The organism is Pontibacter sp. HSC-36F09 (genome assembly GCF_024171605.1).
GTDB lineage: Bacteria > Bacteroidota > Bacteroidia > Cytophagales > Hymenobacteraceae > Pontibacter.
Genome location: NZ_JALKAA010000004.1, coordinates 276,426 through 303,289, shown reverse-complemented (window position 1 = coordinate 303,289; position 26,864 = coordinate 276,426). Strand labels below are relative to the sequence as shown.

Annotated in this window: 24 protein-coding genes; 17 read left to right on the top strand and 7 right to left on the bottom strand. The window is 50.7% G+C overall.

The window, feature by feature from the left end:
• The first annotated feature begins 41 nt into the window (after positions 1-41).
• From L1278_RS14235 to L1278_RS14205, 7 genes are all read left to right on the top strand, one after another.
• The gene (locus tag L1278_RS14235) at positions 42-947 is read left to right on the top strand and encodes a LysR family transcriptional regulator (protein ID WP_253405552.1); all 906 of its coding nucleotides are present in this window, start codon (positions 42-44) and stop codon (positions 945-947) included.
• 62 nt (positions 948-1,009) lie between these two features.
• Positions 1,010-2,212 carry a threonine synthase gene (locus L1278_RS14230; RefSeq protein ID WP_253405550.1) on the top strand — a complete coding sequence of 401 codons (1,203 nt, stop codon included), beginning with the start codon at positions 1,010-1,012 and terminating at the stop codon, positions 2,210-2,212.
• A 266-nt stretch (positions 2,213-2,478) separates the two neighbouring features.
• On the top strand, positions 2,479-2,847 hold the full coding sequence (locus tag L1278_RS14225; protein ID WP_253405548.1) for a methylglyoxal synthase: 369 nt from the start codon (positions 2,479-2,481) through the stop codon (positions 2,845-2,847).
• 77 nt (positions 2,848-2,924) lie between these two features.
• Complete coding sequence (locus tag L1278_RS14220; RefSeq protein WP_253405546.1) at positions 2,925-3,575, top strand: hypothetical protein; 651 nt, start codon at positions 2,925-2,927, stop codon at positions 3,573-3,575.
• Between the two features lie 93 nt (positions 3,576-3,668).
• Complete coding sequence (locus L1278_RS14215; RefSeq protein ID WP_253405544.1) at positions 3,669-4,217, top strand: hypothetical protein; 549 nt, start codon at positions 3,669-3,671, stop codon at positions 4,215-4,217.
• Between the two features lie 93 nt (positions 4,218-4,310).
• Positions 4,311-5,213, top strand: coding sequence for a YwqG family protein (locus L1278_RS14210; RefSeq protein ID WP_253405542.1), 903 nt, complete (start codon positions 4,311-4,313; stop codon positions 5,211-5,213).
• Positions 5,214-5,253: 40 nt separating this feature from the next.
• Complete coding sequence (locus tag L1278_RS14205; RefSeq protein ID WP_253405540.1) at positions 5,254-5,652, top strand: GNAT family N-acetyltransferase; 399 nt, start codon at positions 5,254-5,256, stop codon at positions 5,650-5,652.
• A gap of 93 nt (positions 5,653-5,745) precedes the next feature.
• On the opposite strand, the gene L1278_RS14200 is transcribed toward L1278_RS14205, so the two are convergent.
• Together L1278_RS14200 and L1278_RS14195 are read right to left on the bottom strand one after the other, a co-directional pair.
• Positions 5,746-5,967, bottom strand: a complete 222-nt coding sequence (locus L1278_RS14200; protein WP_253405538.1) for a helix-turn-helix transcriptional regulator — start codon at positions 5,965-5,967, stop codon at positions 5,746-5,748.
• A gap of 3 nt (positions 5,968-5,970) precedes the next feature.
• On the bottom strand, positions 5,971-6,507 hold the full coding sequence (locus L1278_RS14195) for a DUF2975 domain-containing protein (RefSeq protein WP_253405537.1): 537 nt from the start codon (positions 6,505-6,507) through the stop codon (positions 5,971-5,973).
• A gap of 246 nt (positions 6,508-6,753) precedes the next feature.
• Here L1278_RS14195 and L1278_RS14190 point away from each other — a divergent pair, with 246 nt between their 5' ends.
• From L1278_RS14190 to L1278_RS14175, 4 genes are read left to right on the top strand one after another with little or no spacing between them, the layout of a single operon-like run.
• Complete coding sequence (locus L1278_RS14190; protein ID WP_253405535.1) at positions 6,754-10,812, top strand: response regulator; 4,059 nt, start codon at positions 6,754-6,756, stop codon at positions 10,810-10,812.
• Positions 10,802-11,632 (top strand): protein-glutamate O-methyltransferase CheR, encoded by an 831-nt coding sequence (locus L1278_RS14185; RefSeq protein WP_253405533.1) that lies wholly within the window; start codon positions 10,802-10,804, stop codon positions 11,630-11,632. The genes L1278_RS14190 and L1278_RS14185 overlap by 11 nt, the downstream gene beginning before the upstream one ends.
• Positions 11,632-12,204 carry a chemotaxis protein CheB gene (locus L1278_RS14180; RefSeq protein WP_253405531.1) on the top strand — a complete coding sequence of 191 codons (573 nt, stop codon included), beginning with the start codon at positions 11,632-11,634 and terminating at the stop codon, positions 12,202-12,204. The genes L1278_RS14185 and L1278_RS14180 overlap by 1 nt, the downstream gene beginning before the upstream one ends.
• Positions 12,194-13,405 (top strand): ATP-binding protein, encoded by a 1,212-nt coding sequence (locus L1278_RS14175; protein ID WP_253405529.1) that lies wholly within the window; start codon positions 12,194-12,196, stop codon positions 13,403-13,405. Before L1278_RS14180 ends, L1278_RS14175 begins: the two co-directional genes overlap by 11 nt.
• 85 nt (positions 13,406-13,490) lie before the next feature.
• Here the strand turns inward: L1278_RS14175 and L1278_RS14170 are convergent, their stop codons facing one another.
• On the bottom strand, positions 13,491-14,954 hold the full coding sequence (locus tag L1278_RS14170) for an aminoacyl-histidine dipeptidase (protein ID WP_253405524.1): 1,464 nt from the start codon (positions 14,952-14,954) through the stop codon (positions 13,491-13,493).
• A gap of 1,004 nt (positions 14,955-15,958) precedes the next feature.
• Between L1278_RS14170 and L1278_RS14165 the strand changes: the two genes are divergently transcribed.
• The 3 genes from L1278_RS14165 to L1278_RS14155 all read left to right on the top strand — a co-directional run bounded on the left by L1278_RS14165 (position 15,959) and on the right by L1278_RS14155 (position 17,999).
• Entirely contained in the window at positions 15,959-16,987 is a 1,029-nt protein-coding gene (locus tag L1278_RS14165) for a phosphatase PAP2 family protein (protein ID WP_253405521.1), read from the top strand.
• A gap of 97 nt (positions 16,988-17,084) precedes the next feature.
• The gene (locus L1278_RS14160; RefSeq protein ID WP_253405520.1) at positions 17,085-17,510 is read left to right on the top strand and encodes an EamA family transporter; all 426 of its coding nucleotides are present in this window, start codon (positions 17,085-17,087) and stop codon (positions 17,508-17,510) included.
• A 3-nt stretch (positions 17,511-17,513) separates the two neighbouring features.
• Complete coding sequence (locus L1278_RS14155; protein ID WP_253405519.1) at positions 17,514-17,999, top strand: GNAT family N-acetyltransferase; 486 nt, start codon at positions 17,514-17,516, stop codon at positions 17,997-17,999.
• Between the two features lie 199 nt (positions 18,000-18,198).
• Here L1278_RS14155 and L1278_RS14150 read toward each other — a convergent pair whose 3' ends face one another.
• Both L1278_RS14150 and L1278_RS14145 read right to left on the bottom strand, forming a co-directional pair.
• Positions 18,199-19,014 carry a nucleotidyltransferase gene (locus L1278_RS14150; RefSeq protein WP_253405518.1) on the bottom strand — a complete coding sequence of 272 codons (816 nt, stop codon included), beginning with the start codon at positions 19,012-19,014 and terminating at the stop codon, positions 18,199-18,201.
• Between the two features lie 238 nt (positions 19,015-19,252).
• Positions 19,253-20,566: a glycoside hydrolase family 2 TIM barrel-domain containing protein gene (locus L1278_RS14145; protein ID WP_253405517.1), complete on the bottom strand. Its 1,314-nt coding sequence runs from the start codon at positions 20,564-20,566 to the stop codon at positions 19,253-19,255.
• Positions 20,567-20,790: 224 nt separating this feature from the next.
• On the opposite strand from L1278_RS14145, the gene L1278_RS14140 reads away from it, so the two are divergent.
• Positions 20,791-22,602 (top strand): glycosyltransferase, encoded by a 1,812-nt coding sequence (locus L1278_RS14140; RefSeq protein ID WP_253405516.1) that lies wholly within the window; start codon positions 20,791-20,793, stop codon positions 22,600-22,602.
• Positions 22,603-22,687: 85 nt separating this feature from the next.
• Positions 22,688-23,428, top strand: coding sequence for a hypothetical protein (locus L1278_RS14135; RefSeq protein ID WP_253405515.1), 741 nt, complete (start codon positions 22,688-22,690; stop codon positions 23,426-23,428).
• Between the two features lie 99 nt (positions 23,429-23,527).
• Here the strand turns inward: L1278_RS14135 and L1278_RS14130 are convergent, their stop codons facing one another.
• On the bottom strand, positions 23,528-24,445 hold the full coding sequence (locus L1278_RS14130; protein WP_253405513.1) for a glycoside hydrolase family 25 protein: 918 nt from the start codon (positions 24,443-24,445) through the stop codon (positions 23,528-23,530).
• A 156-nt stretch (positions 24,446-24,601) separates the two neighbouring features.
• Between L1278_RS14130 and L1278_RS14125 the strand changes: the two genes are divergently transcribed.
• On the top strand, positions 24,602-25,465 hold the full coding sequence (locus L1278_RS14125) for a M28 family peptidase (RefSeq protein WP_253405512.1): 864 nt from the start codon (positions 24,602-24,604) through the stop codon (positions 25,463-25,465).
• Positions 25,466-25,532: 67 nt separating this feature from the next.
• Here L1278_RS14125 and L1278_RS14120 read toward each other — a convergent pair whose 3' ends face one another.
• Complete coding sequence (locus tag L1278_RS14120) at positions 25,533-26,720, bottom strand: alanine racemase (protein ID WP_253405511.1); 1,188 nt, start codon at positions 26,718-26,720, stop codon at positions 25,533-25,535.
• Positions 26,721-26,864: the final 144 nt, after the last annotated feature.

Below are 26,864 nucleotides of genomic sequence, written 5' to 3'. Positions count from 1 at the left end.
AAGGCATTTCGTTATATTGGCAGGAACACATTTCGACAGGCATGCTCTCTCACAGGCACGAGATTTTTATGGAAGTGGCACGGCTGCTGAGCTTTACCAAAGCCAGCCAGACGCTCTTTATCAGCCAGTCCGCCATCAGCAAGCACATCAAAGCGCTGGAGGAGTTCTATAAAACCGGCCTCTTTGAGCGACTAGGCAACAGCGTGGTGCTCACGCCTGCCGGCAGGCTGCTGTACGACAAACTGCTGTCGGCCAAGCAACTGCAGCACGAGCTGTTCCAGGACTTCAAGCAGCTCAGCGAGAGTTTCTCGCCGCAGGTGAACATGGTGTTGGGGGCCAGCACCACCATCTCACTTTACATCCTGCCACCTGTGCTTTCAGCGTACCTGCAGAAGAACCCGAACGTGCAGCTCGACCTCAAGAACCGCAACAGCGAGAACATCCTCAAAGCCCTCCTCGACCATGAAATAGACCTGGGCATCGTGGAGGGTGTCAATAAGGTGAGCAACGTGACCTACATGCCTTTTCTGACGGACGAGGTGATCGCGGTCTGCTCTTCGCGCAATCCGCTCAAAAAGCAGCAACTCGAGATCCGTGACCTATACGATATTCCGCTGGCGCTGCGCGAACGTGGTTCGGGTACACTGGCCGTGCTGGAAATGGCGCTGGAGAAAAAACAAGTGAAGCTGAACGAACTCCCTATTAAAATAAGACTGGGCGGCACGGAGGCCCTTAAAAACTTTGTGCGGGTAGATACCTGTCTTTCCTTCCTGCCCCGGCAGGCTGTTATTAAAGAGTTGCAGTCAGGCGAACTGGTACAGGTACCCATCAACGGACTAACCATCAAACGGAGCTTCAACTTCATCCAGCGCAAAGGCACCGAGAATAATTTCCCTTACAAAAACTTCATTCAGTTTACCAAGCGTTATTATTCCAAAATGGAATAGCCTATTCCTTTTAGCTATTTTGTTTGGTCATATCAGGAGTGCAATTTGCCGTAGATACTGATATGAAAACGACGCTTCAACCTCTTATTAGTCACCTGAGCACCCTGACCTGCTCCGGCTGTGGCGCCCCTTACTCTCCTTTTGATAAACAAACGGTCTCAGCCTGCTGCCAGCTCCCGCTTCTGGCTGGCTATTCCCCTGACGTCGTGCCTGAAAAAGAGGCATTGCTCACCCGGGAAGGCACCATGTGGCGCTACCTCGAAATGCTGCCTGTGCTGCACAAAGAAAACATCGTGAGCCTGGGCGAGGGCTATACCCCTATCCTGGAATTGAAGAACCTGGCTCGGAAGTACGAACTACAGCATTTACTGCTGAAAGACGAAGGGCAGAACCCAACCGGTTCGTTTAAGGCCCGCGGACTGAGCATGGCCATCTCCAAAGCCAAAGAGCACGGCGTGGAGGGCTGCATTATACCTACGGCCGGCAATGCCGGGGTCGCGATGGCCGCCTATTGTGCCAAGGCAGGTATGCGCGCCACCGTGGTGATGCCCCGCCATACGCCCAAGGCTTTCCGGGACGAGTGCTACTGGTATGGAGCTGAAGTGGTGCTGGTGGACGGCCTGATCAACGACTGTGCCGCCAAAGTGAGAGAACTCAACAGCAAAGGCGAACTGCTGGACGTGTCGACACTGAAGGAGCCTTACCGCCTCGAGGGCAAGAAAACCATGGGTTACGAAATTGCCGAGCAAGGCAACTGGCAACTACCGGACGTGATCCTATACCCGGCAGGCGGCGGCACCGGGCTGATCGGCATCTGGAAAGCCTTCAAGGAAATGAAACAAATAGGTTGGCTGCCGGAAAACATAAAGCTGCCCCGCATGGTGGCCGTGCAGGCCGAAAACTGCCGTCCGCTGGTAGAGACTTACTACGGAAGGCAGGCAAACGCCCATAACTACATGGGCAAACCAACCATCGCCAACGGACTGGCTGTTCCGCGTCCGCTGGGCGAGCAACTGATGCTGCATACGCTGCACGAATCTGGTGGAACGGCCATCAGCATTTCGGAGGAGGAAATGATTACCGGTCTGAAAGAACTCGGCACCAGCGAAGGGCTGTTTGTAGCACCGGAGGGAGCAGCCGTTTGGATGGCTACCCGCAAACTGCTGGACACCGGCTTCATTCAGTACGACGAAGAAATTTTGTTACTTAACACCGGCTCCGGGCAGAAATACATGGAGAACCTGAGCGGCTATCAGCCGGATTAAACGATGAGGGATTGATTTAATAGAGTACCCTTTTACAAAAACGGGATAGAAAGCGGTCTTCCACCAAGGCTGTTACCAAAAGCGTCGTCGGTAGTTATCGGCGGCGCTTTTTTTTATATACAAAGCCATTGTAGTAGCGCTGCTACTCCTGCCATCCCGTAATCTTTCGAACTTCAGGGTATCAACAATTAATAGGAAAAGCGCTATCTTCACTTGTGCGACACCCAGGCAGCGGTGTTGTACTTATACCTTATACCTGAAATTTTATGTCAACGATTGCACTCATCGCCCACAACAACAAAAAAACAGAACTGCTGAACTGGGTAAAAGAAAACCAGCAGGCTCTCCGCCAATACAAACTGATCGGCACTACCAATACCGCCAAGCTGATCAACGAACTGCTCGACTTGAACATCGAGCCTTTCGGTCACGGCCCCAGTGGTGGTGACATTCTGCTGGCCGCCCGCCTGCTACAAGGACAGATCCAGAAAGTGATTTTCTTTATCGACGTGGAAACCCCACACGGCCACGAGCACGACATCCAAACCCTCATCCGCACGGCCGTTCTCAACAACATCCCGATTGCGTTGAACCGGGCTTCTGCCAATTTGATAGTTCTGGAGCGGGAGGATTAGGGAGAGACCTTTTGATATGGTGTCAATAACCGTATGTATTCGCTTTTGAACAAGTTATAAGCCATTTTAAGGATTAGATGAGAATACAAAAAGTTCGTGGGCATAAGAGACGCCATAAGCAAGTTGAAGAGTGGAGACGGAAAAATCTGGATCTTAATCTTGACTACCTGAAGAGGAATGGAAGTGACCACATAGACATAATAGTGCATCCTTGGTGTGACATCTCAATTATCAAAAGTTCTGCACCAGCACCGAAGGGGAAGATTAAGCAAGAAATCCTCAAAGGGCTTCTTGATATTTATGATTGCTGGAAATTACAGCTTGACCAGTTAAGTCAGCCTTACTATTTGAAGATTTGGCTTTACGAGCCACGGTTTTCAAGGTCACAGGTGGTTTGTGCTATAGGGAATAGGATAGAGTACTATGAAAATATTTTCCACAAACCATCTAAAGTTAAGGCACTCCAAACACGCAACTATGGAATTCTAAAGAATAGGCTTGAACAGTTTAACTGGGACTACCATTTAGATGAAGACAGCTACGATAATTGCGAAATTGGAGAACCAGAATATTATGTTTCAAAACAAGATTTTGAAGAAACTAAAGTATGGTTTGAGAAGCAACTTAGGAAACCACATCGGACAGAAAAGCTGGATGAACCAATAGGTAACATAACAGAAGTATACTCTTTTAAACGTGGAAGCCTTTGGTTAGGCATGAAAAAATAAAGTCTTATAACCCCACCTTTACCATAGCTACGCCATGGCAAAACCCAGTCCGTTGGTAGTAACAGCATACAAAATCTAAATAAATATTTGAAAATGAATTTAATCAAGATCATATTCGCTTGCGCTTCCATGCTTTGCTTAGGAAGTTGCTCATCCAGCTTAATAACCACTAACGGGAAGAAGTGGAATGAAACAGAAGTTTTACAAAGAATAACTGATGAAACAGTATTTTTTGTAGACTATGAAAAGGTGGGACATAAAAGTGCTTTAAATAATATTGATCCCAATGACATTGCCAAGATAACTATCTATGAAAAATCAGACAAAAAGGTACCAAAAAATATAAAGAATAATATAGAAAATGGCGTTGTCTTGTTGATAACTAAGAAATATGCGATCAGTAAATACAGACCTAAACTCTCAAGTATTTCAAAAGAATATCATGATAAAACAATAAACGAGCCCGATGACAGAGATAACTTAATGTATGTCATCGATGGTGAGATATTAAAACCTAATGTTGAGGGTATGCTAATAAATCTAAATTTTTCTAAGGTTAAATCCATAGTGGTACTTTCTGCAGATGAAGCACAAAAAATTTATGGTAGCACCGCTAATAATGGAGTAGTGATAATTAGATAGTACTTCCGTCAACAACGGAAGCCTTAACCCTTATTATAACAAGAGCTTCTGCTGTACGAGCCCGTTAGGCAGTCATTTTATAGCGACACCGAAATGAACTTAGAAAAACTACAACAAAGACTCGATGTAAACGGACTTGGAAAGTATTTTGATAGGTTGCAACCATCATTGAGAAACACTATCAGACTTTATCAAACAGAAGCCGACGACAATACTATAGGTATAGGACAAACTAAAATTGGTGGTAATCCTGATTTACCTAACGAAATTGCCTGGGTATCAGAAACCAACACGATTGAAACAACAGAAAAAAAGTTTCTGATTTTCAGCAGCAAAAAACAAGAGACGATCACAAAACCACTATCCTTTATCGCTCAAATAAATCTGACAGAAGTTTCGAAATTTGATAAAGACAATTTGTTGCCAAAGTCGGGCATGCTGTATTTTTTTTATTCAGCAGAACAAGAAGCTTGGGGCTTTGATTATAAAGACAAAAACAAATTCAAAGTAATTTATTGGAACGGCAATTTGTCTGAATTACGAAGAAATGATTTCCCTAACGATTTGCCAGGATATTCCTGCTTTAAACCCTGTTCAGTTGAAGTGAAATCTGAAATCAGTTTGCCTTCTTACGGACACGAAGTTTATGATGATTTTGAAGATGGAGAAGACGACAAATTCTGGGAAGAAGTTTATGATGACGGAAATTTAAATAAACTTTTAGGCTACTCTGACAACATTCAAAATGATATGGAATTTGAGTGCGAACTTGTAACAAATGGGCTTTATTGTGGTGACCCTTCCGGCTACAACGATCCTAGAGCGAAAGAACTTGAACCAAACGCAAAAAACTGGCGACTTCTTTTACAAATTGACAGTAACGAAGAAAATGGAATGATGTGGGGAGATGTAGGACGCCTTTACTTTTGGATAAGGAAAGACGACTTACTGAATCAAAAATTTGACAAATCTTGGTTTAGCTTACAATGCTGTTAGACTGAAAACGAACTCCCAACAAGGTTTACTAACCTCCCCCATGGAAATCACCTATCGATCAGACTTCACCCCAGACACGCAGCTCATCATCGACCTGTACAACAGCTCAGGTATAAACCGCCCGACTGCAGACCATGCGCGCATCGAGAGGATGTATGCTAACTCCAACCTGGTTGTGTCGGCCTGGGATGGAGAGAAACTGATAGGTATAGCACGCTCACTGACCGACTTCTGCTATACCTGTTATTTGTCAGATCTAGCCGTTCGGAAGGAGTATCAGAAAGAAGGAATCGGCAGGCAGTTGATTGCTTTGACAAAGGAGATGATTGGAGAACAAACGATGCTGCTGCTTCTGTCAGCTCCGGCCGCCATGGAGTATTACCCCAAAGTAGGATTCGAGAAGGTGGAAAACGGATTTATGATCAGGCGAACCAGGTAAATACCAGACCTTCAACTCTCATCAAAAACCTGATCAGGACATAGCGCTATACCTGCAGGTATAGGTATAGCCAGGTATAGCTTCCTCTCTATTTTAAGAACTTGTATGTTCATCTGCGCCATAAGCCAGCAAGTCGCCGGGTTGGCAGTCGAGTGCTTTGCAGATGGCTTCGAGGGTGCTGAAACGAATTGCTTTGGCTTTTCCGGTTTTGAGTATAGACAGGTTGGCCAGCGTGATATCCACCTTTTCTGAGAGTTCGTTCAAAGACATTTTTCGCTTGGCCATCATCACGTCCAGGTTCACAATTATTGGCATGTCTTATACAGTTAGTTCGTTTTCAGCCTGAATCTCCACCCCGCGTTTAAATATCTGGGAGATAATGAATACCAGTCCCGCCATTAAAAAGAAGCCTTCGGTTGACCAGTGATCCAGGTTTATTATTTGCCTTTTGGCAAACCACTCCGTCTGTGCGTTATATAGCAGCGCCACTGCCCAAATGCCGATCAGCACATAACTGATCTTTTCCAGCAGGACTGCCACTTCCATAGTGAAAGGGTTTGTCAAGTTCACTTTCGACAAGGCTTGGATCACCAAATAAAAAATATAGGCTTTCAGGCCCGAAAAGGCAATCATCAGGGAAACAACCTGCGTGTAGTACCAGAAACTGTGCTCCCGCAGATCATACAGACTCAAACCTTTATATAGATTGTGTGAAGCTTCCGGATTGTACAAACTCACACCAAAGGAAGTCATAATGGCGCCTGTTTTTACCAGCAGGCCAATGAACGCGATCCACGACAGTACGTACATCACCCGGAGAATCTGCTCAGTTCTGGTTTTGCCTGGTGTTTTCATAGTTTTATCATTTAGATAGATCGAAAGTAAAAAATTATTTATCGTAAAACAATAAATATTTATTAAAATTTGATAAAAAAGATTCCACAGCACATCGGCTTTCCCAAGCCGGTTCACGACCTAGGGAAAGACGATGGCAACCTGCCCGGGCTTTTCCTATACCCGTATCCCAGAATTCCTTATGTTTTCCTAACTTGCATATTCAACAGGTTCCTATTCACCCTTGCTTAAACCAACGCACGCTCGATGAACATCATCAAAAACCTGAAGATCAGGGATAAACTCCTTCTCCTGCTGGCCCTGCTCCTTTTCCCGCTCGTTTATTTTGTGGCCACCACCGTGCAGCGTGAGCTCGAAGACAACGAGAAGCTGAAAAATGAAGTGGTGCAGCTAAACGAGTCAGAAAAAATCTCTGATCTGGTGCATGCCTTCCAGCGGGAAAGGGCCCGTATCCTGGCCGCCTCTGCCGGCGACTCCGCCTTTATGTTGGATGCCCGCGCCCAACGCGGTTTGACGGATGCAGCCGGACTGGAGTTGACCAATTTCCTGAGCGAGACCAACCGGACTTTTCCGGCCCTCAGCATGCTCGATGACCTCAAAAAATACCGTAGCGAACTCGATAAGGGCAAACTAGACCCAGAGGATTTCCGGCGCTATTCTTCAGATTTTATTTTCAGCATGCTCAACCGCATGGATGCCAGCGCCATCGGCATTAACAATTCTGAAATCAGCAAGCAGTTGATCAGTTTCAAGAGTCTATCGGAAGCAAAGATACACCTTGCCCGCATGCGTAGCTTGCTCATGAAATCTCTGCAGGAAGGGATTTTCTCATACCAGGATTATGCGCAACTGATGGCGCAGTACACCGCACATTCTGCTGCCCTTGGGGAGTTTTACCGTTATGGCGAGAAAGACGCGGTCAACGTGGTGCAGCAAATCGTGGTATCGGACGAGTACAAGCGCGGCGACGCCATTCTGAAAACATTTCAGGAGAATCCCGAAACAGACTTAAACAGGTTTCAGCCTCTCAAAGTCTATACCCTTTTCACCAATAACATCGAGGCCCTGCGCAAAGCGGAGGTAACCCTGATAGACCAGATCAGAGCAGGAGTTGAAGCCGAGACCATAAGCAAAGAACGCTACCTGCAGATACTGTTTGCCAGCCTGGCGGCTATCCTGCTGCTGGTTGGCTTCCTGTCTTATTACATCATCAGTCTGATCTCCGGCTCCCTTGCCAGCCTCAAAAATGCTGCTGACCGCATCCGCTTGGGTGCCACCGACGTGCAGATCGACATTAACAGCACCGACGAGATTGGCAGTGTAGCTTCTTCTTTCAGAGGGGTGGTCAAGAAAACGGTGATGCTCTCGGAGGTGACCAAAGCCATTGGCCAGGGCCGCTACGATATGGATGTGGAGCCACAGAGCGAGGCAGACACGCTCAGCCTGTCCATCCGCACCATGAAGGAAAACCTGCACTCCTACACCACCGAGAATGCCAACCGCAACTGGGTGCTGACCGGCGTGGCCGAACTCAGCAATCTGATCGGGGGCGAGTCCACACTCGACAACGTGTCCAAACACGCCCTCTCCTACCTCTGCAACTACACCGACTCCGAAGCGGGTGTGCTATACCTGCACAACAACGCGGGCAAACTAGAACCTGCCGCCAGCTATGGTTTGCAAAAGAGCAAAGCGCAGCTGCCTGTGTTTGAAGTTGGAACCGGTACAGTAGGTCAGACGGTGCAGGAACGCAAGGTAAAAGTGCTCGAAGGCGTGCAGGAAGAATACCTGCGCATCCGCACCGGTCTTACTGATATTGAACCGGCCACGGTCATCATCATGCCGCTCTATTTTGGCAACACCATCGTTGGGGCCCTGGAACTGGCTTCCCGCACGCCTTACACCGAGGTGCAGCGCCGCCTGCTCGACTCCGCCTCCGAACGCATTTCAGTCCTCATCCATACCCTGCAGGCCCACCTGCATACCCAGGAACTGCTCTACGAAACACAGAACCAGGCCGAGGAATTGGAGACCCAACAGGAGGAACTGCGTCAGCTTAATGCCGAGCTGAAGGCATCGGAAGAAGAACTGCGCGTGAACCAGGAAGAACTGCAGGAAAAGAACGCCGAGCTCGAAGAAAAAGCACAACTGCTGGAAGAACAGTACGAGGCACTGGGTGCCAAGAACAAGGCCCTGGAGGATGCCCGCGAAGCGATCGAACTGAAAATACAGCAGGTCGAAACCGTGAGCAAGTACAAAAGCGACTTCCTGGCCAACATGAGCCACGAGCTGCGCACCCCGCTCAACAGTATCCTTATCCTTTCACGTCTGCTGGCCGACAACGCTGAGAATACGCTGTCCACCAAACAGATCGACCATGCCCACATCATCCACAAGTCTGGCAACGACCTGCTGCGGCTGATCAACGAGATACTGGACCTTTCTAAGATCGAGTCAGGTATGGTGAAGCTGGAGACGGAGGAGCTGCAACTGTCCGACATTTCAATGAGGCCGATGTTTAGGGAACTGGCTGCCAAAAAGCAGATCAACTTCAAAGAGCGCCACATAGCAGGTGCATTCGACAGCATCGTGACCGACCGTTTCCGATTGGAGCAGATCCTGAAGAACTTCATCGGCAATGCCATCAAGTTTACCGACGAGGGCGGCGAAGTAGAGTTCCAGGTATACCTGGTTACGCAGCGTCCCGCTTTCAGATCGGAGCAGCTGCGCGAAGCCCAGGATGTGGTCGCCTTTGCCGTGCGCGACACAGGTATAGGTATAGCACAGGACAAGCAGGAGATGGTGTTCGAAGCCTTCCAGCAAGCCGACACCTCCACTACCCGCAAGTACGGTGGCACGGGTCTGGGACTTACGATCAGCAAAGAGCTCGCTACTTTGCTGGGCGGCGAACTGATGCTTGAGAGTGAGCCGGGCAAGGGCAGCACCTTCACGCTATACCTGCCGCGTGTGCCATTCGGCGCAGTAAATGGCTCGGCTATACCTGCGCAGCGACAGTCTCCTGCCCATAATTCAGCGTCTCGTCCTGCCGCAGTTGCTGGTCCATCATCGGCGCAACAAAAGAGCCAGAGCATGGGGCAGGTTTTCCTAAACATGGAGCGCCAGGACAAAAAAGATATCTGTGTGCTGATCGTGGAAGACGACAAGGGCTTCAGCGACATCCTAGCTGACTTCGCCAAGGCCAAAAACTTTAGGGTGCACCAGGCTTTTACGGGTCGCGACGGCCTGCGCATGGCCTTGCAGCACAAGCCCGACGCCATGCTCCTCGACATCCAGCTACCCGACATGTCGGGTTGGGACGTGCTCAAAAAAGTGCGTGAAGACAAGAACCTCCGCAATATCAACGTGCATGTCATGTCGGCCTACGACAAAGAGGTGATCGGGGAGCACGCTGAAAACGAAGAGTACCTGCCAAAACCAGTAACACTCGAAATGCTGAACAAGGCCTTTGGCTCTATCGTGAACAAGTCGGGCGCGAACATCGAGAACATCCTGATCGTGGAGGACAATGATATTGAGAACAAAGCCGTGGCCGAACTGCTGCTGGCACACGGACTCAAGTCAACCTCCGCCTACTCCGCAGAAGAAGCCGAAAAAGTGCTGGCCAAGCAAAAAGTAGACTGCATCATCCTTGACCTGAACCTACCGGGTATGAAAGGCTATGATTGGATGAAGCGCATCAAGTCGCAGACCAAGCTCGGCGACATTCCGATCATCATTTACTCCGGCAAAGACCTGAGCGAGGAAGAAGAGACGAAGTTGAAGGAGTTCGCTAACACGATCATCATCAAAAACGAGTACTCATACCTGCGCTTGCTCGACGAGGTGCAGCTCTTCCTGCACAAGGTCAACCAGAAGCTGCCGCCGGGCAACGAGTTCAAGATGAAGCTGCACGTGCCCGAGGAAGTGCTGCGCGGCAAAAAGATACTGGTGGTAGACGACGATGTGCGCAACATCTACTCGCTGAGCAGTCTGCTGGAGCTCCACGGCATGCAGGTAATAGCTGCCTATGATGGCAAGGAGGCCCTTGAAAAACTTGACACCGAAGCAGGTATAGACATGGTGCTGATGGATGTGATGATGCCGGAAATGGACGGTATAGAAGCGACAAAACGAATCCGGTCGGATTTACGTTTTAAGCAACTGCCGATCATTTCACTCACCGCCAAGGCCATGAAAGAAGACAGAGAAAAATGCATTGAAGCCGGGGCTTCTGACTATATTCCGAAACCAGTAGATACCGATAAATTGCTTACCCTGATGCGGGTTTGGTTGTATGAAGCCTGAGCAGGATGATTTGTTTGAGCTGGAGGTAGAGGCGCTCATCAAGGAAATACACACAGCTTACGGTTACGATTTCAGCGGCTATGCCCGGGCCTCGGTGTACCGCCGCATCAAGCGCTTTCTGGGGCAGAAGCACCTGCAGAGCATCGGAGACCTGCGCAAGTTTTTGTTCACGGACAGTTTCTTCTTCGAGAATTTCCTACAGGAGATTACCGTGAACGTGACCGAGATGTTCCGCGACCCTACGTTTTACAAGTCGCTGCGCGAGAACGTGCTGCCGATCCTGTCTACCTACCCGTTCATCAAGGTATGGGACGCGGGCTGCTCTACCGGCGAGGAGCTCTTCTCGCTGGCAATCCTGCTGGAGGAAGAAGGGCTGCTGGGTCGCACCAAGATCTACGCTACCGACATCAACCAGAAGGTATTGCGGCAGGCGAAGGACGGCATCTTCTCTGCTACAAACATGACGGCCTATACCGCAGCGTACTATGCAGCGGGCGGTAAGCGAGATTTTGCAGAATACTATACCAGTAACTACGGCAGCGTGAAGTTCAACTCGTCGCTGGTCAGGAATGTGGTGTTTTACCCGCACAACCTGGCTACCGACAGCTCGTTCAACGAATTTCACCTGATCGTGTGCCGTAACGTGCTGATCTACTTTAACCGGACACTGCAGGAGCGCGTTTACCAGCTTTTCGACGAGAGTCTGGTAAGTCTGGGCTACCTGGCATTGGGCAAAAAAGAAACACTGGCCATGTCAGACATCAGCAACAGGTATGACTTCGTAGACAAAAACAACCGTATTTACCGTAAAAACTCCTGATGCACGACACATCCAGACTGATCGTAATTGGTGGATCCTGGGGCGGCATACAGGCGTCAATGAAAATACTGCAGGCCCTCCCTGCCGACTACAGCATTCCCATCGTGCTGGTGCTGCACCGTTTGCGCAATTATGAGGGCAATCTGCAGGAACTCTACGAAAAAAAGCTGGCGCTGAAAGCGGTGGAAATTGATGATAAAGCCCCATTGGAGGCTGGCCACGTCTACATTGCCCCAGCCAACTACCATGTGCTGCTCGAAAAAGACCATACCTTCTCGCTTGACGATTCAGAGTTGGAGAACTACTCGCGCCCTTCTATCGACGTGACTTTTACCAGCGCAGCCGATGTTTTCGGGAAAAATACGGTGGGGATATTACTTAGTGGCGCCAGCAAGGATGGAAGTTCAGGATTAAAGTATATATTTGACCAACGGGGCACCGCCATCGTGCAGCACCCCGGCGAAGCGGAAATTTCCACTATGCCGCTGGCAGCCATCCAGAGCACACCCGGCTGTAGTATCCTAAATGTTGAGCGCATACAAGCTTATTTGCTAACCTTACATGGACACTGACCACGATATCTTACCTATTACGACCTTGCCTACTACTACCCATCCGGTAAAGATATTGCTCGTGGACGATAAGCAGGAAAACCTTGTCAGCCTGGCGAGCCTGCTGTCGGAAGACGGCGACAATACCGACTACCTGCTTGCCAATTCAGGCGAAGAAGCCCTGAAAATTGCTTTGCAGGAAGAAATAGCCCTTATTTTGCTGGATGTGCAGATGCCCGGTATGAACGGTTACGAAGTAGCCCGCTACCTGCGCGATATTTCCAAAACACGCGACATTCCGATCATCTTCGTGACGGCCATTAACCAGCAGGATGTGCATGTGATGGAGGGATTTGAGGCCGGTGCCGTGGATTTTCTGTTTAAACCCCTGCACCCTGCCATCACCAAGGCCAAAGTAACGGCTTTTGTGCGCTTTTACCTGCAAAAGAAAGAAGTAGAACTCGCCCACAAACGCACCCAGGAGATTAACCGCGAGCTGGAAGAAAGAGTAAACGCCCGCACAGCCGAACTCACCCGCGTGAACAAAGACCTGGACAACTTCGTCTATACCGCCTCACACGATCTGAAAGCCCCTATTAATAACATCGAAGGGCTGGTAGTGGCGCTGAGAGAGGTGCTGGATAACCCCGAGCCTGATCACGGTGAGTTGAACATCATCATGCACATGATTCAGGATGCCATCGGTCGGTTCAAGCACACGCTTATGGACCTGACTGAAGTGGCCAAGCTGCAGCACCAGGACGAAGCACCCATCGAAAGTGTTCGGTTTGCGGAGTTGATCGATGATGTGACCATGAATATCCAGGACCTGATTCTCAAATACGACGCCACGATCGACACAGACTTTTCTGAGGTGCCGGAAATGGTTTTTTCACGAAAAAATCTGCGCAGTATCGTCTATAATCTCGTATCGAATGCCATCAAGTACAGCTCACCGGAGCGTCCGCCGCTGATCGAGGTCAGCACTTACCGCGAAGGTGCCTATACCGTGTTCCGTGTCAAAGACAATGGGCTTGGTATAAGATCGGATGACCGGAAAAAGGTATTTGACATGTTCAAGCGCTTGCATGCGCACGTAGAAGGCACCGGCGTCGGCCTGGCTATCGTGAAGCGGATCGTGGAGAACTGCGATGGCAAAATAGAGTGCGACAGCGAACAGGGTAAAGGCTCAGAATTCAGGGTATACCTGAAGGGAGTTTAGAATTTAGAAAGCTGATATTCAGGTATAAAAAAGCCCCTTCCGGATGATTCCGGAAGGGGCTTTGCTTTATAGGCCTAAGTTAGTGTTACGCCTTCGCAGGTATACGTTTCAGCGTATCCAGCAGGAAATCCCAGTACTTCTGCACCGAGCTGATCTGTACTTTTTCGTCAGGTGAGTGTGCGCCGCGGATGTTAGGTCCGAACGAGATCATCTCCATTTCCGGATAATTTGCCCCGATGATACCGCACTCCAAACCGGCGTGGCAGGCATTCACGTGGGCTTCCCCGTTATACTTCTCTCTGTAGAGGTCACTCATCAGCTGCACGATGCCGGCACCCGGACGAGGCATCCAGCCCGGATACATCCCGCTCAGTGACACGGTAGCACCGGCTAACTCAAGTGCGCTTTTAATTCCAGCAGCCAGGTCCATTTTCTCACTGTCCACGGAGCTGCGCGTGAGGCACTGCACGGTCAGTTTGCCGTCCTGCACCAGCACGCGGGCTACGTTGTTGGAGGTCTGCACCAGGTGTTCAATGTCCGGACTCATGCGATACACCCCGTTTTGGCAGGCGTAAAGCGCACGCAACAAATCTGCCTGATAATCAGCTGGCAATACCTGCGCCGGAGCTTCTACCTGCTCTACCGTCACAGCCAGATTAGGATCAGTCGTAGCATGCTCGTTCTTCAGAATGGTCGTCAGTTCTTCCACAAACTTTTCGAAAGCTGCCGCCTCGCCAGCAGGTATAGCCACCACAGCCACCGACTCACGCGGAATAGCATTGCGAAGGCTACCCCCGTCGATTGAGCCGATGCGCAGGCCAACTTTTTCAGCAGCCTGGTGCAGCAAACGGTTCATTAGTTTATTAGCATTGCCGCGACCCAGGTAAATGTCCATACCGGAGTGTCCGCCAGTCAGGCCTTTAATGCTCAGCTTATAACCTTTCATATCGCCGTTTATACCTTCCGGCTGGTAAGTGTCGCTGGCGTTAATGTCCACACCGCCGGCGCAGCCGATGGTCAGTTCGGTGTCGTCTTCGGTGTCGAGGTTAAGCATGATCTCAGCTTCCAGCACCCCGCCTTTCAGGCCGAGGGCACCGGTCATACCTGTCTCTTCGTCTATCGTAAACAACGCCTCAATGGCTGGATGCGCAATATCCTTAGCGGCAAGCAAAGTCATGATGGAAGCCACACCCAGTCCGTTGTCAGCACCCAGTGTCGTGCCGCGTGCCTTCACCCAGTCACCGTCCACATACATATCGATGCCCTGCGTGTTAAAATCGAAATCTGTATCTGCGTTTTTCTGGTGCACCATGTCGACGTGGCTCTGAATCAGCACCGTTTTGCGGTCTTCCATACCCGTTGTGGCGGGTTTCTTGATGATGACGTTGCCGATCTCGTCCTGGATGGTTTCCAAGCCGAGTTTCTGACCGAACTCCATCATGAAGGCAACGACACGTTCTTCTTTTTTGGATGGCCGCGCCACGGCGTTCAGGTCAGCGAAATTATTCCAGAGGGCTTTCGGCTCGAGTGCTCTTACTTCAGTGCTCATGTATGATTGTTTATGTCTAATGTTGAATTTCTTATCCGCTACTGCCGGCGGCAATGTGGCGCTAAGGTAGTAAGAATATGGGAAAGGTTTTGGTTTGCGGGTGTATACTCAGTGGTTGCAGTATAGCTATTAGCTGTGGCGCAAGCGTCCCCGCTTGTGTCTGCTATCGTGGGGCCTCTGGCCCCGTACAAGTTATAGCTGGCGTGGTATACCTATACCTAGCGTAGCTTAAGCCTTCCTATACCTTAAGCTAATTTGTTTTATAGCTTCGCCTGTGCGGCGGGCACCTACTTTTTTCCTTGATGAAAAAAGTAAGCAAAAAAATCAAGACGCTCCAAACTCGCTGAACGCTCGAACAGTGGAGCGTCGTTTTGTGCACCTGGTTAGAGCTATCTGTTTCATCGCTTACGGTGCAAGTTACTCTTGCTATACCTGTCAGTGGTGTTTGATGCGTACTACGAAGCCTAGACCTGTGAAATGGCAACTCCAGACTCCCCTCCTTAGACAAGGAGGGGTTAGGGGTGGTTGGACCCGGTATAACAGAACAATTACAACGAAGTTTATACCTGTGGACTGGCAGCTACAGGAGAGTCCCCCTTTGAAGGGCAGGGCCGTTAAGTTCTACCAAATTCTCCCCTTGAGGGGAGCGCAGAGGGGTGTTGACTGATGTAAGAGAAAAGCAAATTAGCTAATGATTGGCATTCAAGGATTGAAGTTACACCCCTATAATCCCCTCAAGGGGATAGTTGTCTGCAGAACTTAACGGCCCTGTACTTCGAAGGGGGCAGGGGGATGACAATCGTGCACGAGAATCCTGTAAATCTTAAAATCCTGTAAATCCTGATTCAGACAAAAAAGGTAGGAGGATAACAACCATGCATAAGATTTCTGTCAATCGTCTAATCCAAAAACTTGTTATAAATTTTTTCCAAACCCCTGCGTCTTTCCGCTCCCCTCCCCGTCATCCTGATGAATTTAAACCAAAACAATAAAGAATTCATCACATGGAACCGATCTATCAATTCGCAACACCGCAGTCTGTCAAAAATCAAAAAGCAGCGCAGCACAGCCAAACGACAAAAGAACAGCAGCCGGATGCGCAGCATACCTGCAACAAAGCCGCTTGTGAGCGCCAACATAAAGGGGCCTCTCCCCTCCGCATATTAACCTTGGTCTTGCTATTGAGCATGGCCCTGCAAACAGCGGCGCTTGCTCAAACGACTATGGTAATTGATGGCGGCAAGAAACCCGCAAAAGAAAATAAGTTGGATGTGGCCATCCGATCTTTGGATGACATCACCTTTCCGGAAGCAGATTTCAAACGGGGCGCCTACCTGAAGCTGCGCACAGTATACGTAGATGTGCCCGTCAGCAAGTTCAAACTGAAGCCTTTTCCGGCCAATAACTCTGCTGAGACCCGCGCTGAACTCGACTTTCTGCTATACCTGCAAAAGAACCGGAATGCCGAAGCCATTAACCGTACCGAAACCTTGGCTGCCGTATACTACGACCCACTGACTACCAACCCAACTGATGCGGACTATACCCGAAACCTCAACAGCTTGTTCTACATCGGGCGCGATCTTGGGCCATGGTTCAATGCAGAAAAGCTGCCGGTTACATCAAAGGTATTTCAGCATGTAATACAGGACGCTACTTATTATATCTTCTCACTCAAAAACGACTTCAAGCGCCCGAGACCATACCAACTGGACAGCCGCCTGGAAAACCTCGAAGCGCCGGGACACGCCTCCTACCCGAGCGGACATTCTTCAACTTCCCATGTGCATGCCTATATTTTGGGCCACATCTTCCCAGAGTATCAGGATCACTTCCTGGGTGTTGCCAGTGACATGGCCTTCTCCAGAGAAACCCGCGGGGTGCACTACCCAAGCGACTCGGAGGCCGGGAAAGAGTTTGCCCGCCAGTTTGTGCACAAGCTGATGAAGAGTCCAAAATTCCGTACTGATCTGGAAGCCATGAAAGCGGAAATTATTCAGGTGAGAGCCGCTAGCCAGCTCACCAAAAAGTAAAAGTGCTGGGGCTGGCAATAGGATAAAAAATTCCGACTGGAAGTAGCGGGAAAGAACAAAACCTATCGTACTATTGCAGCCTGAAATTTATAGGATAATGGAACCTTGGTTAGGATATGCACTCGTTGCCATGCTCACAGGGGGCGTGGCAATGGTGTTTGCGAAGATGGGAATGAATAACAATGCCAACGAGCACCTGGCTTTGGTTATACGCACGGGGGTGCTGTTTATGATGGTGCTCGGGCACGCGCTGTACGCAGGCGGACTCAAAACAGCCCGGCAAATCGACAACAAAACGCTCACCTGGTTCATACTGGCCGGCGCCTGCACCGCCGTCTACTGGATTCTGTACTTTAAAGCCATCAAAACAGCCGATGTGTCGGTGGTGGCGACAATAGACCGGGCAGGTATACTGGTGACGGTAGGCCTCTCATACTTTTTGCTGAACGAGCCGCTCACACCGCGCCTGCTACTAGGTATGGGTGTGATCTTGTGCGGCACGCTAATTTTGATCTGGAAATAGGCGATGATACAGCTTGTACCGATGCAAGCGGAGCATGCAAACGAGGTACTCCGCATCTATGGCGAGGGCCTGGAAACCGGCTACTCGACCTTCAACACCGAAGTGCCCACCTGGGAAGAATGGGACCGTAGCCATCTGCCACATACCCGTTTGGTGGCGATTGAAAACGATGAAGTGCTGGGTTGGGTGGCGCTGCTGCCTGTGTCTTCCAGAGCCTGCTACCGTGGCGTGGCTGAGTTCAGCATTTACATTGCTACCCACCACCGTGGCAAAGGTATAGCCGACCAACTGATGCGCGCTATGATCGAGGAGAGCGAGGCCAACGGCATCTGGACGCTGCAATCCTCCACCTTCGCCGATAATACCACCAGCCTGCGCATGCAGGAACGGCACGGTTTCCGGCAGATCGGCTACCGCGACCGCATTGCCCAGTTGCACGGCGTATGGCACAACACCATTCTGCTGGAGCGACGCAGCGATAAATTCTGAAACGACAAAGGCCATGTAACTCAGGGCCTTTGTCGTGATACCAGTAGGTATAGCCTTCTTGATTAAGCGCTATACTTATAGGAACGATGAATTAAAACACAAACTATACCTGCCCAAAAATCTGCTACTGACTCTGGAAAAACACGAAGTCTCATTCCGTTTCCTACAAGTATAGCAGCGTACACATCAGCCTTGGTATCTATATGGTGCGCATGGTCATTGCTTTGTAGTCCCAAACTGTGATGTCGTGGCCATACTGGGTTTGATCGATGTAGGGGCCCCGGCAGATTTTCTCTTTGGGTGTTTCCACATCGTACTGCTCTTTGGCCCGCAGCAGCAGCTCGTCCATCAGCCAGCGGGGTATGATGTCGCGGTCGGATGGGTACACAAAATGGAAGCTCATGAACTGGGCCAGCACAAGCTGCCAGTGCTGTTCGGTATAGGACCAAAGACGGTTCCAGTCGAGCTTTTCGCCGCAGCGCAGGATGAGGTGGTTGATGTCAGAACCATCGTAACGCTCCCGGTTCTGTACGTACAGTTTGCACCAGATGAGCTCTTCGGGCGGCATAAACTTCACTTTGACGCCATACAACTCGCCTTCAGTGGCATACTCAAACCAGCGGTCGTCCACAGGGCATAGGCTGGCCGGGTTGTTGTAGATCAGGTCCATCAGGTGATCTTCCTTTTTGGCTTTGGCCAGCCAGCGGGGGTCAGTCATTTCGGTATAATAGCCGCTCTCAGCAAAGGTTTTGAGGATTCGCGGGCACTCTCCTACTTTGCAGAAAATGTCGAGGTCTTTGGTGGCCCTGTTGATTCCCGTATACCTGTCCAGCGCGAGTCCGCCTCCAACCAGAAATTTCGCTTCGCTCTTCACTAGCAGGCTCAACGCCTCTTTGTAAAAGTCCCCCGCCTCCAGCTTTTTTGGGGTTTTTTGCCCATTTTTTGACATTGTGCCGGTAGCTATACCCGTGGACTGGGCCTTTTTTATTTTTGTATTATTCAGTTGCTTGTTCATTTGTTCATTCAGGCTCTAGGATCTTTGAAATGTTCAGCAGGAGACAGCATGGCCTGAAGACTGCTTCTATCGGAAACGGTCTAAATTGTACTACTCCTAAATCTAAAACTGAGGTAAGTGGTTTACTGTAGAAGCGCCGAATTGGTTGTAGCGGTTACTAAATAAAGATTAACCCAGGGCAAGACGATGAAATAAGTCTAAAAATCAGCCAAATAATTTAACTACAGCGTTGATTTGCTTAGTAAAAATCCAATGCTGAACTAAAGGTGTTGCCGGCCTTCACATAAAACGGAAAGTTGGCGGTGGCGACGTTCCCCTGGCCGTCGTACACATAGGCGTACAGCCGGTAGGCGCCGTCCCGCTGCGGGGCTTTCAGGACGGCGCTGTTGCCCTCCGTTTGCTGGATCACATCAGGTAGGGCTTTTGGCTTTTGCTCTTTGATGGCGTTGCCGTCTTCACTCACGGTTTCAGGCAGCAGCTCCCAATCTACCCGCAGACTATCGCCATCGGCATCAGTTGCAAACACGGCTACCGTGGACAATTCGCCGGGCTGCAGGTATACCTGGTCTAATGGAAAAATGCCCTTGAGGGACAGGTATGCAATGTGCGGCGCCCTGTTGAAGTTCCTTTTCCCGCTCCATATCTCGCGCATCACCTGCGCCATTTCGGTTTCTTCGCCAGTTTCGGTCATGATGCTGAACCAGGTCGGTGTCGTTTCATACTTGTAGCCCCAGATAAAAGCGTAGGCGCCCAGGCAGCGATCAGCGTCAGCCAGTACGGTTTTCTCATACCTTTCACGGGCGAAGGCGGCTTTCTCAGAACTGTTCTGTTCGATGGGCGCATACCACCAGGTGGTATTGGTTTCCCAATATCCGCGTCCTCCGAACTCGGCTATCACATAGGGACCATTCCAGTCCGTTCCGCGTAATTCAGTAGGCAGGTCGTGCAGGGCTCCGAATGAGTTGATAGACAGAATGTCGATGGCCGGACAGCGGCGGTTGATTAGGTTCACCACCTGTTTTGGCACGTTCATCACCGTGGTCGTAGTCGGGTGATTGGGGTCTACTTCGTGAATCATTTCGGCCACGCCATTCACGGCATCCCATACCTTCACGTTCGACCCTTCCGCGTACAGTTCGTTGCCCACCACCCACATCAGCAGGGCCGGATGGTCTTTGTATTTGAGAACTTCCGCACGCAGGCGCTCTCTCTGGGCGGCCACGTCGTCTTTGTCGTAGTAGTTAAACCCTTCCCGCTCACGCTCCATCCAGAGCCCCAGCATCACGGTCAGGCCTTGTTGATGCGCTTCGTCCAGCAGGCGCTGGGTATCCTCGTCGGTGTGCCATACCCTAATAGAATTGCCGCCATAGGCTGCTACCTTGTCAAAATGTTCATATCCAGCGGCCCCCTTGATAAAGTACGGTTCACCGTTGCGGTACAGGGTATACTTGTCGCCCTCTTTCACTACCTCTACCGTGCGGCCTTTTTTTACATATTGCTGATTATCAGATGTTCTGAACGAACAGGCGTTGATAAGGAGTAAGCAAAACAATAAAATTGTACTCTTACTGGTAAGATAAACCATACTGTGGGTGAACATATAGTCGGATGTAGCGGGGTATGTGTGATAAAATTCCGGGTAAAGCAATAGAACTTTTGAGGCTAATACGAGTATAAACTTCAGATGTTATTGTGCCAGGCAACCCCGAATCATACATAACAGCACTTGCATGATAAGTAAGCCACCCCTAAGATAATACACGACCCCTTTTACTGATGTATAACATTCCTGCCAGTAATCCGAAAGTGCAGCAAGCTTCTATTCCCGGCGTTGTTCCCAAACAGAAAGATATCCTGACAATCCGGCTGATGATCGTGATGGGCCTCATCACGATGGTACTTTTTCTTTACTGGTTCATCGATAAAGACCATATCGGCTACCTGCCACTCTACATCATGCTGACGACTGCGCTGGGTTTCAAACTCCTCCGCACCCTGCATGAGTGGTACCACTACTTCGATGTGAGCGTTCCGGTAAAGCCCAAACTGCGCACTAAGTTTAAGGTCGATGTGCTCACTACTTTCTGCCCCGGCGAGCCCTACGACATGATCATCAACACACTGGAGGCCATTCAGCGCATCCGCTACCCGCACACCACCTACCTTTGCGACGAGGCCGATGATCCGTTTCTGCGGAAGGAATGCGCGCGTCTGGGCGTGATCCACGTTACCCGTACCCAGAAGATCAATGCCAAAGCCGGCAACATTAATAATGCCCTGAAGCAGGCCACCGGCGATATCTGCCTGGTGCTGGACCCGGACCACGTGCCCGTTCCCGAGTTTCTGGATGAGGTGCTGCCTTACTTTGAAGACCCTGAAATAGGTTATGTGCAGTGCGTGCAGGCCTATTACAACCAAAAGGAAAGCCTGGTGGCCTATGGCGCGGCCGAGCAGACCTACAATTTCTACGGCCCGATGATGATGGGCATGAATGCCCACGGCACGGCACAGGCCATTGGCGCCAACTGCACCTTCCGTCGCAGCGCCCTCGACAGCATAGGCGGACATGCTGCTGGTCTGGCCGAAGACATGCACACCGCCATGCAGTTGCATGCCGAGGGCTGGAAATCAGTTTACGTTCCCAAGATCCTGAACCGTGGCCTGGTACCTGGTACCCTTTCAGCTTACTACAAACAGCAGGTAAAGTGGAGCCGCGGCACGTTTGAGCTGCTTTTCACGGTATACCCCAAGCTGTTCAGCCGCTTCACCTGGCGGCAGCGCATCCACTACGGTACACTCCCATTCTACTACCTCTTCGGAGTGTTCAACCTGATCGACTTCCTGATTCCTTCGCTGGCCCTGATCATGGCAGAGTTTCCGTGGTATGTCTCGCTGGGTGAGTTTCTGATCATGTTCACGCCGTTTTTCCTCATCTCCATTGCCATCCGGCAGTATGCGCAGCGCTGGTACCACGAGAAAAATGAGAAGGGCTTCCACCTGTTCGGCGGCATTCTGCGCACCGGCACCTGGTGGATTTTCCTGCTGGGGCTCATCTACTCTATTTTCCGGGTGAAGGTGCCCTATATTCCAACGCCCAAAGACGACAAACCGAAAAACAACTGGCTGCTGAGCCTGCCTAACATCCTAATGATCGGATTGATGCTTGGAGCAATCGCCTACAGCCAGCACCTGTACGGGCACCTGTATACCAACCCCTATGTGCAGATGATGGCCATGTTCTCGCTTGTGAACATCAGTATACTGGGTTCGGTTGTGGTGATCGGGCAGGAAAAGTTCATACAGTGGGTACGCCACAATGTATTGCACGCCAATGCCCTGCAGCCTGTGTTGCAGCCGCTCCGGCTAGCCATCTGGCGTACGCGGCACAGTTTCTACGACGGCATCCGGTACGTGGCCATTGTCATTACCATGGTGTCCGTGGCCGTCTCGACCAGCTTCCTGTTATTTGGATACAAACCGTATAACACCTCCCAGCAGCAGGACAAGCCCCTCGTACAAAAGCCTGTCAAGTCAGGGTCTCGCACCCATACGATCCTTCCTGCCAACCTGCTGACCACTCCTCACTAAGTCCGGTCACAAATTACCCAACAGTTGAGGTTCGCTCCCGTTTATAAGGATAGTGTATTGATGTAAAACGCTAAAACTTAGAACTATGAACAGACACTCATCAGACCGGGATTACGACCGCCACGAAGGAGGTTTCCATACCCATCGCTCGGAACGATACCGTCATCCGGAACAGGACAGCGGTTATCGATTTGACGACTACGGCTCCGCTGCGCACGGCGGCTATGGTAACGAGAGCTACCAGGGCACCTGGGGCAACCAGGGCAATGAACGCGGCGGGTCGCGCAACTATTCCAACGCCAACATCACCGACAGCAACACCTACAGCACCTCCCACAACTACGGCAACATGGGCAGCTACGGTGGTGCCCAGGGCTTTGGGGACAGCAGAGGCGGCCATCATGATTCTAGTCACCCCTTCGACAGCGGCATGGGCTCGCAGGGCAGGTATGGCAGTGAAGGCAGAGGATCGATGGGCAATCGCGGCTACCGCGAAGAAAGCCGGGACTACAGCCGCCACAACCGCTATGGCGCCGACCGAGAAGACTTGTATGGACACGAGGTGTCACGCCGTTTTGAGGGCCGTGGCGGGCAGGAGCGCTACGACTTTGAGCGCGACGACTACTACAGCTCCAACTACGGCGATGATCAGGGCAACTACATGGGCAGTGGTTACAACCGCGCATCCCGTAGCAGGTATGGCGAAGGCGACTACGGCTCGAGCGGCTACCTGCAGTCAGGCAGCCAAACCAGCAGGGACCGCGATCGTCAGAACCGCTCACGTGAATTCAACACGGCTCAGAACCGTTGGAATACTGATTGGTAAGCAGGTATAGCTTCCCGTTTAGGCAATGTGTACCTAAATCGGAAATCCTGACAAAATTCTGAAAGCAGGTATAGCCTGCCAAAACAGCAAAGGCGCAGCTTATCGTTGCGCCTTTGCTGTTTTGGCAGGTTCTTTCGGTTGGATGCACAACTTCAGTATCTCTTTTTTGGTGCCGTAGAAGATATTGCAGTCCACAGGTCCTCTTATACCTTCGATCACGCCGCGGTCAGTGTGCTGCCAGAATGAAAGCAGGGCCCGGTCGGTGCGCTGCATTTGCAGCTCTTTCACATTGTAGTGCGCAATCCAGAGGGTGTATTCATCAAAGAAGCCCTCCAGGTAATCCTTATAAAAGCTGTACCCGGTATAGATGATGGGTTTTACGCCATAGGCCCGCTCCACGTGCACCAGCCATTCTTTAATATCGCCCCGGAAATGGTTGAGTGGCTGCTTGCCGCGCACCTCCACATCCAGCACGGGGGGCAGGTCGCCGGGCTGCAGCACCACGGTCTGGATGAAGTTGCGGGCCTGCTCCTCCGGCGACACGTTGGGCCGGTAAAAGTGGTAGGCTCCCCGGATGATGCCCACTTCCTGCGTTCCCTCCCAGTTGCGTTCGTAGTGACTGTCTTTCAGCTTTACGCCTTCGGTGGCTTTGATAAAGGCAAAGGATACATCGTTGTCGCGCACCTTCTCCCAATGGATCTTACGTTGGTATTTGGACACGTCTATACCTAGTATGGTATTGCCGAGCGGGCTGTGCCCATCCGGCCAGATGGGCTGCTCCTTTTCCCGGAAGAACTCCACGTAGAGTACCAGCAAACCAATAGCCGCCACTACCCCAACTCCGATCCAGAAGGGTAGTTTGGACTGCTTCTTCTTCCCTTTTTTCCGCTTAGGCGCAGCACGTGGCGCCTTTGGGGCCTGCGTGGCCTTCTTGGGCGCCTTGATGGGCTTTAGTGGTGCGGGCGTTTTAACGGTGCTCATGGTTTGTTGCGGGGGAAGCAAAGATATGCCTTTCATGCAAATGGAAGGTATAGGTGAGGTTAAAAAAGATTGCCGACCAAGCAGACTATACCTTAGCGAAACTTATGAGAATATCCCGGACTGCTATCCTGAGTTTCTGGCCAAACAGAATTTGCTAATATCGTAAAAGGTAGTCTACAAGAAAGTGATGGTATGAAAAACAGCAGAGAGCGACTTTACCGGGATGTGGGGAAGCTGACAGGTATAAAACCGGCACGGAACTACCGGAACCTGGAGGCATTGAAGGAGGCAGTCCGGTACATCAAAGGTGAATTGGAGCAGTTGGAATGTGAGGTTAGGGAGCAGTCCTTTAAAGTCGATAACAGGACCTACAAAAATGTGGTGGCCCTGTTTAAGGGCAACAGTAGTGCCGAACGCATTGTGGTGGGAGCACATTATGATGTATGTGGCGAGCAGCCCGGCGCCGATGACAACGCCAGCGGTGTGGCCGGCTTGCTCGAAACTGCCCGGCTCCTGCACCAGCACAAACCACCGCTACAGCATGATATCGAACTGGTCGCCTATTGTTTGGAGGAGCCGCCCTACTTTGCCAGTGAGGACATGGGCAGTGCCGTGCACGCCCGAAAACTGCATGAGCAGAAAATAAAGGTGCGCGCCATGATCTGCTATGAAATGATCGGTTACTTTTCAGATGAACCTCATTCACAGAAGTTTCCGGATTCAGAACTGGCTAAACATTACCCTCATACCGGCAATTTCATCGTCGTGGTCGGCAAAACAGGCCAGGAAACCTATACCCAACAAGTGCGTGACCTCATGCGCCAGCATACCGACATCGATGTGCAGTCGGTAAATCTACCGGCTAGCTTCGGGCTGGCGGGCCTCTCCGACCACCGTAACTACTGGAAGTACAACATCAACGCCATCATGATCAACGACTCGTCCTTCCTGCGCAATCCGCACTACCACCAGACCAGCGACACCATCGACACGCTCGACTTCGACAAAATGGCGGGTGTAGTGCAGGGAGTATACGGAGTTCTCATCCGCCTGTAAAAAGACCCGTGCTTATAGCTAAATTCCGTCAGGCACCGGCTACAGGTATAGCCATCATTAAGCTAACTTATACCTGCCCTATACCTGACAGATGCTCTAGTCGTTTGCCGTCCAGTCTGGTATAACTTCCCATCACATCGGCAGTCAGACAGGAGTGGACCGGTAGTATACCTATCAGATCACCGATCTTATACCTGTCGAAGAGTGCTTCGCTGGCGCGCAGCGTGCCGTGCTCCTGCGAAAGCGACACCACCTCTATACCTTCCAGGGGCTCTGACCAGCCGTTTTCGGACAATTCCACCACACGCCCATAGATCAGAGAACCATCTGCCGCGGCCAGGCTGTCTTTAGAGAAATGTACACTACCACCATGCACGATGATCTCGTTGCGCTCCGGGTGTTTGGCGATGACCGGACAAGCCATACACACTGCTATCTGTCCGAAATTGCAGGAGCCAATGTGCTGCTGAGTGAGGTCGTAAAAAACATAATTGCCCGGCCTGATCTCGTCTACCCCGCTGAAATGCTGCAAAATACTAAACGAAGGCGTGTCCCCTATCGATACCTTCAGCGATGGGAAGCGGGCCTTATACCTGTCGCGGACCAGGTTCAGGAGGAAAACAGTGGTGTGGTGGATGGTGCGAATGGCATCGGCATCGGTTTGTTTGTAGGTATGGCCGTCGTGGGCGAGCACGCCTGTGAACTGCAGCAAGTCGCTTTGTTCCACCAGTGTAACTATCGCATCGAGTTCATCGTGACTGTGCGGCAGGATGCCCGTGCGGTGGTAGCCGGTATCGATCTTGAGCCAGAGGTTAACCGGGTGTTGTAATTCTTCTGCCAGCGCCTGCACCGTTTCGATGTTCACGGCCACCAGATGCAACTGCACTTTAGCAGCCAGTTCATTTACCAACGCCATCTCCCGGATGTTCACAGGTATAGCCACCAGTATATCAGTCCAGCCATGAGAGGCAAAGTAGCGCGCCATTTTGAGCGAAGACACTGTGATGCCCGTTGTGCCTGCTTCCCGGAACCACTCCCCGACCTGCGCCGACTGATGCGTTTTGTAATGCGGCCGCAGCCGTACATTGTTGCGGGCGGCCTTTTCAGCCATCATGGCAATGTTCTGGAGGCACTTTTTTTCGTCCAGCAAAAGCGTGGTTTGCGTGATATGGTCGAGCATAGTAATTTGGCTTAACAGGTATAGCAGGCAGTTGCGTGGCAGGTATAGCACCTGATCCTGTAACAGGAAAATCATTTTTATGACAAAAATCATCCCTTTGCCCTGCCCGAAATTTCAGAAAAAACACGCTGACTGACAAATGTCATTTCTTCGGCAGTCTGTGTGCCCGACCTTTGTAAACGTAATGGAGCAGATGTCTGCTTCGGTATAGAATAAAGA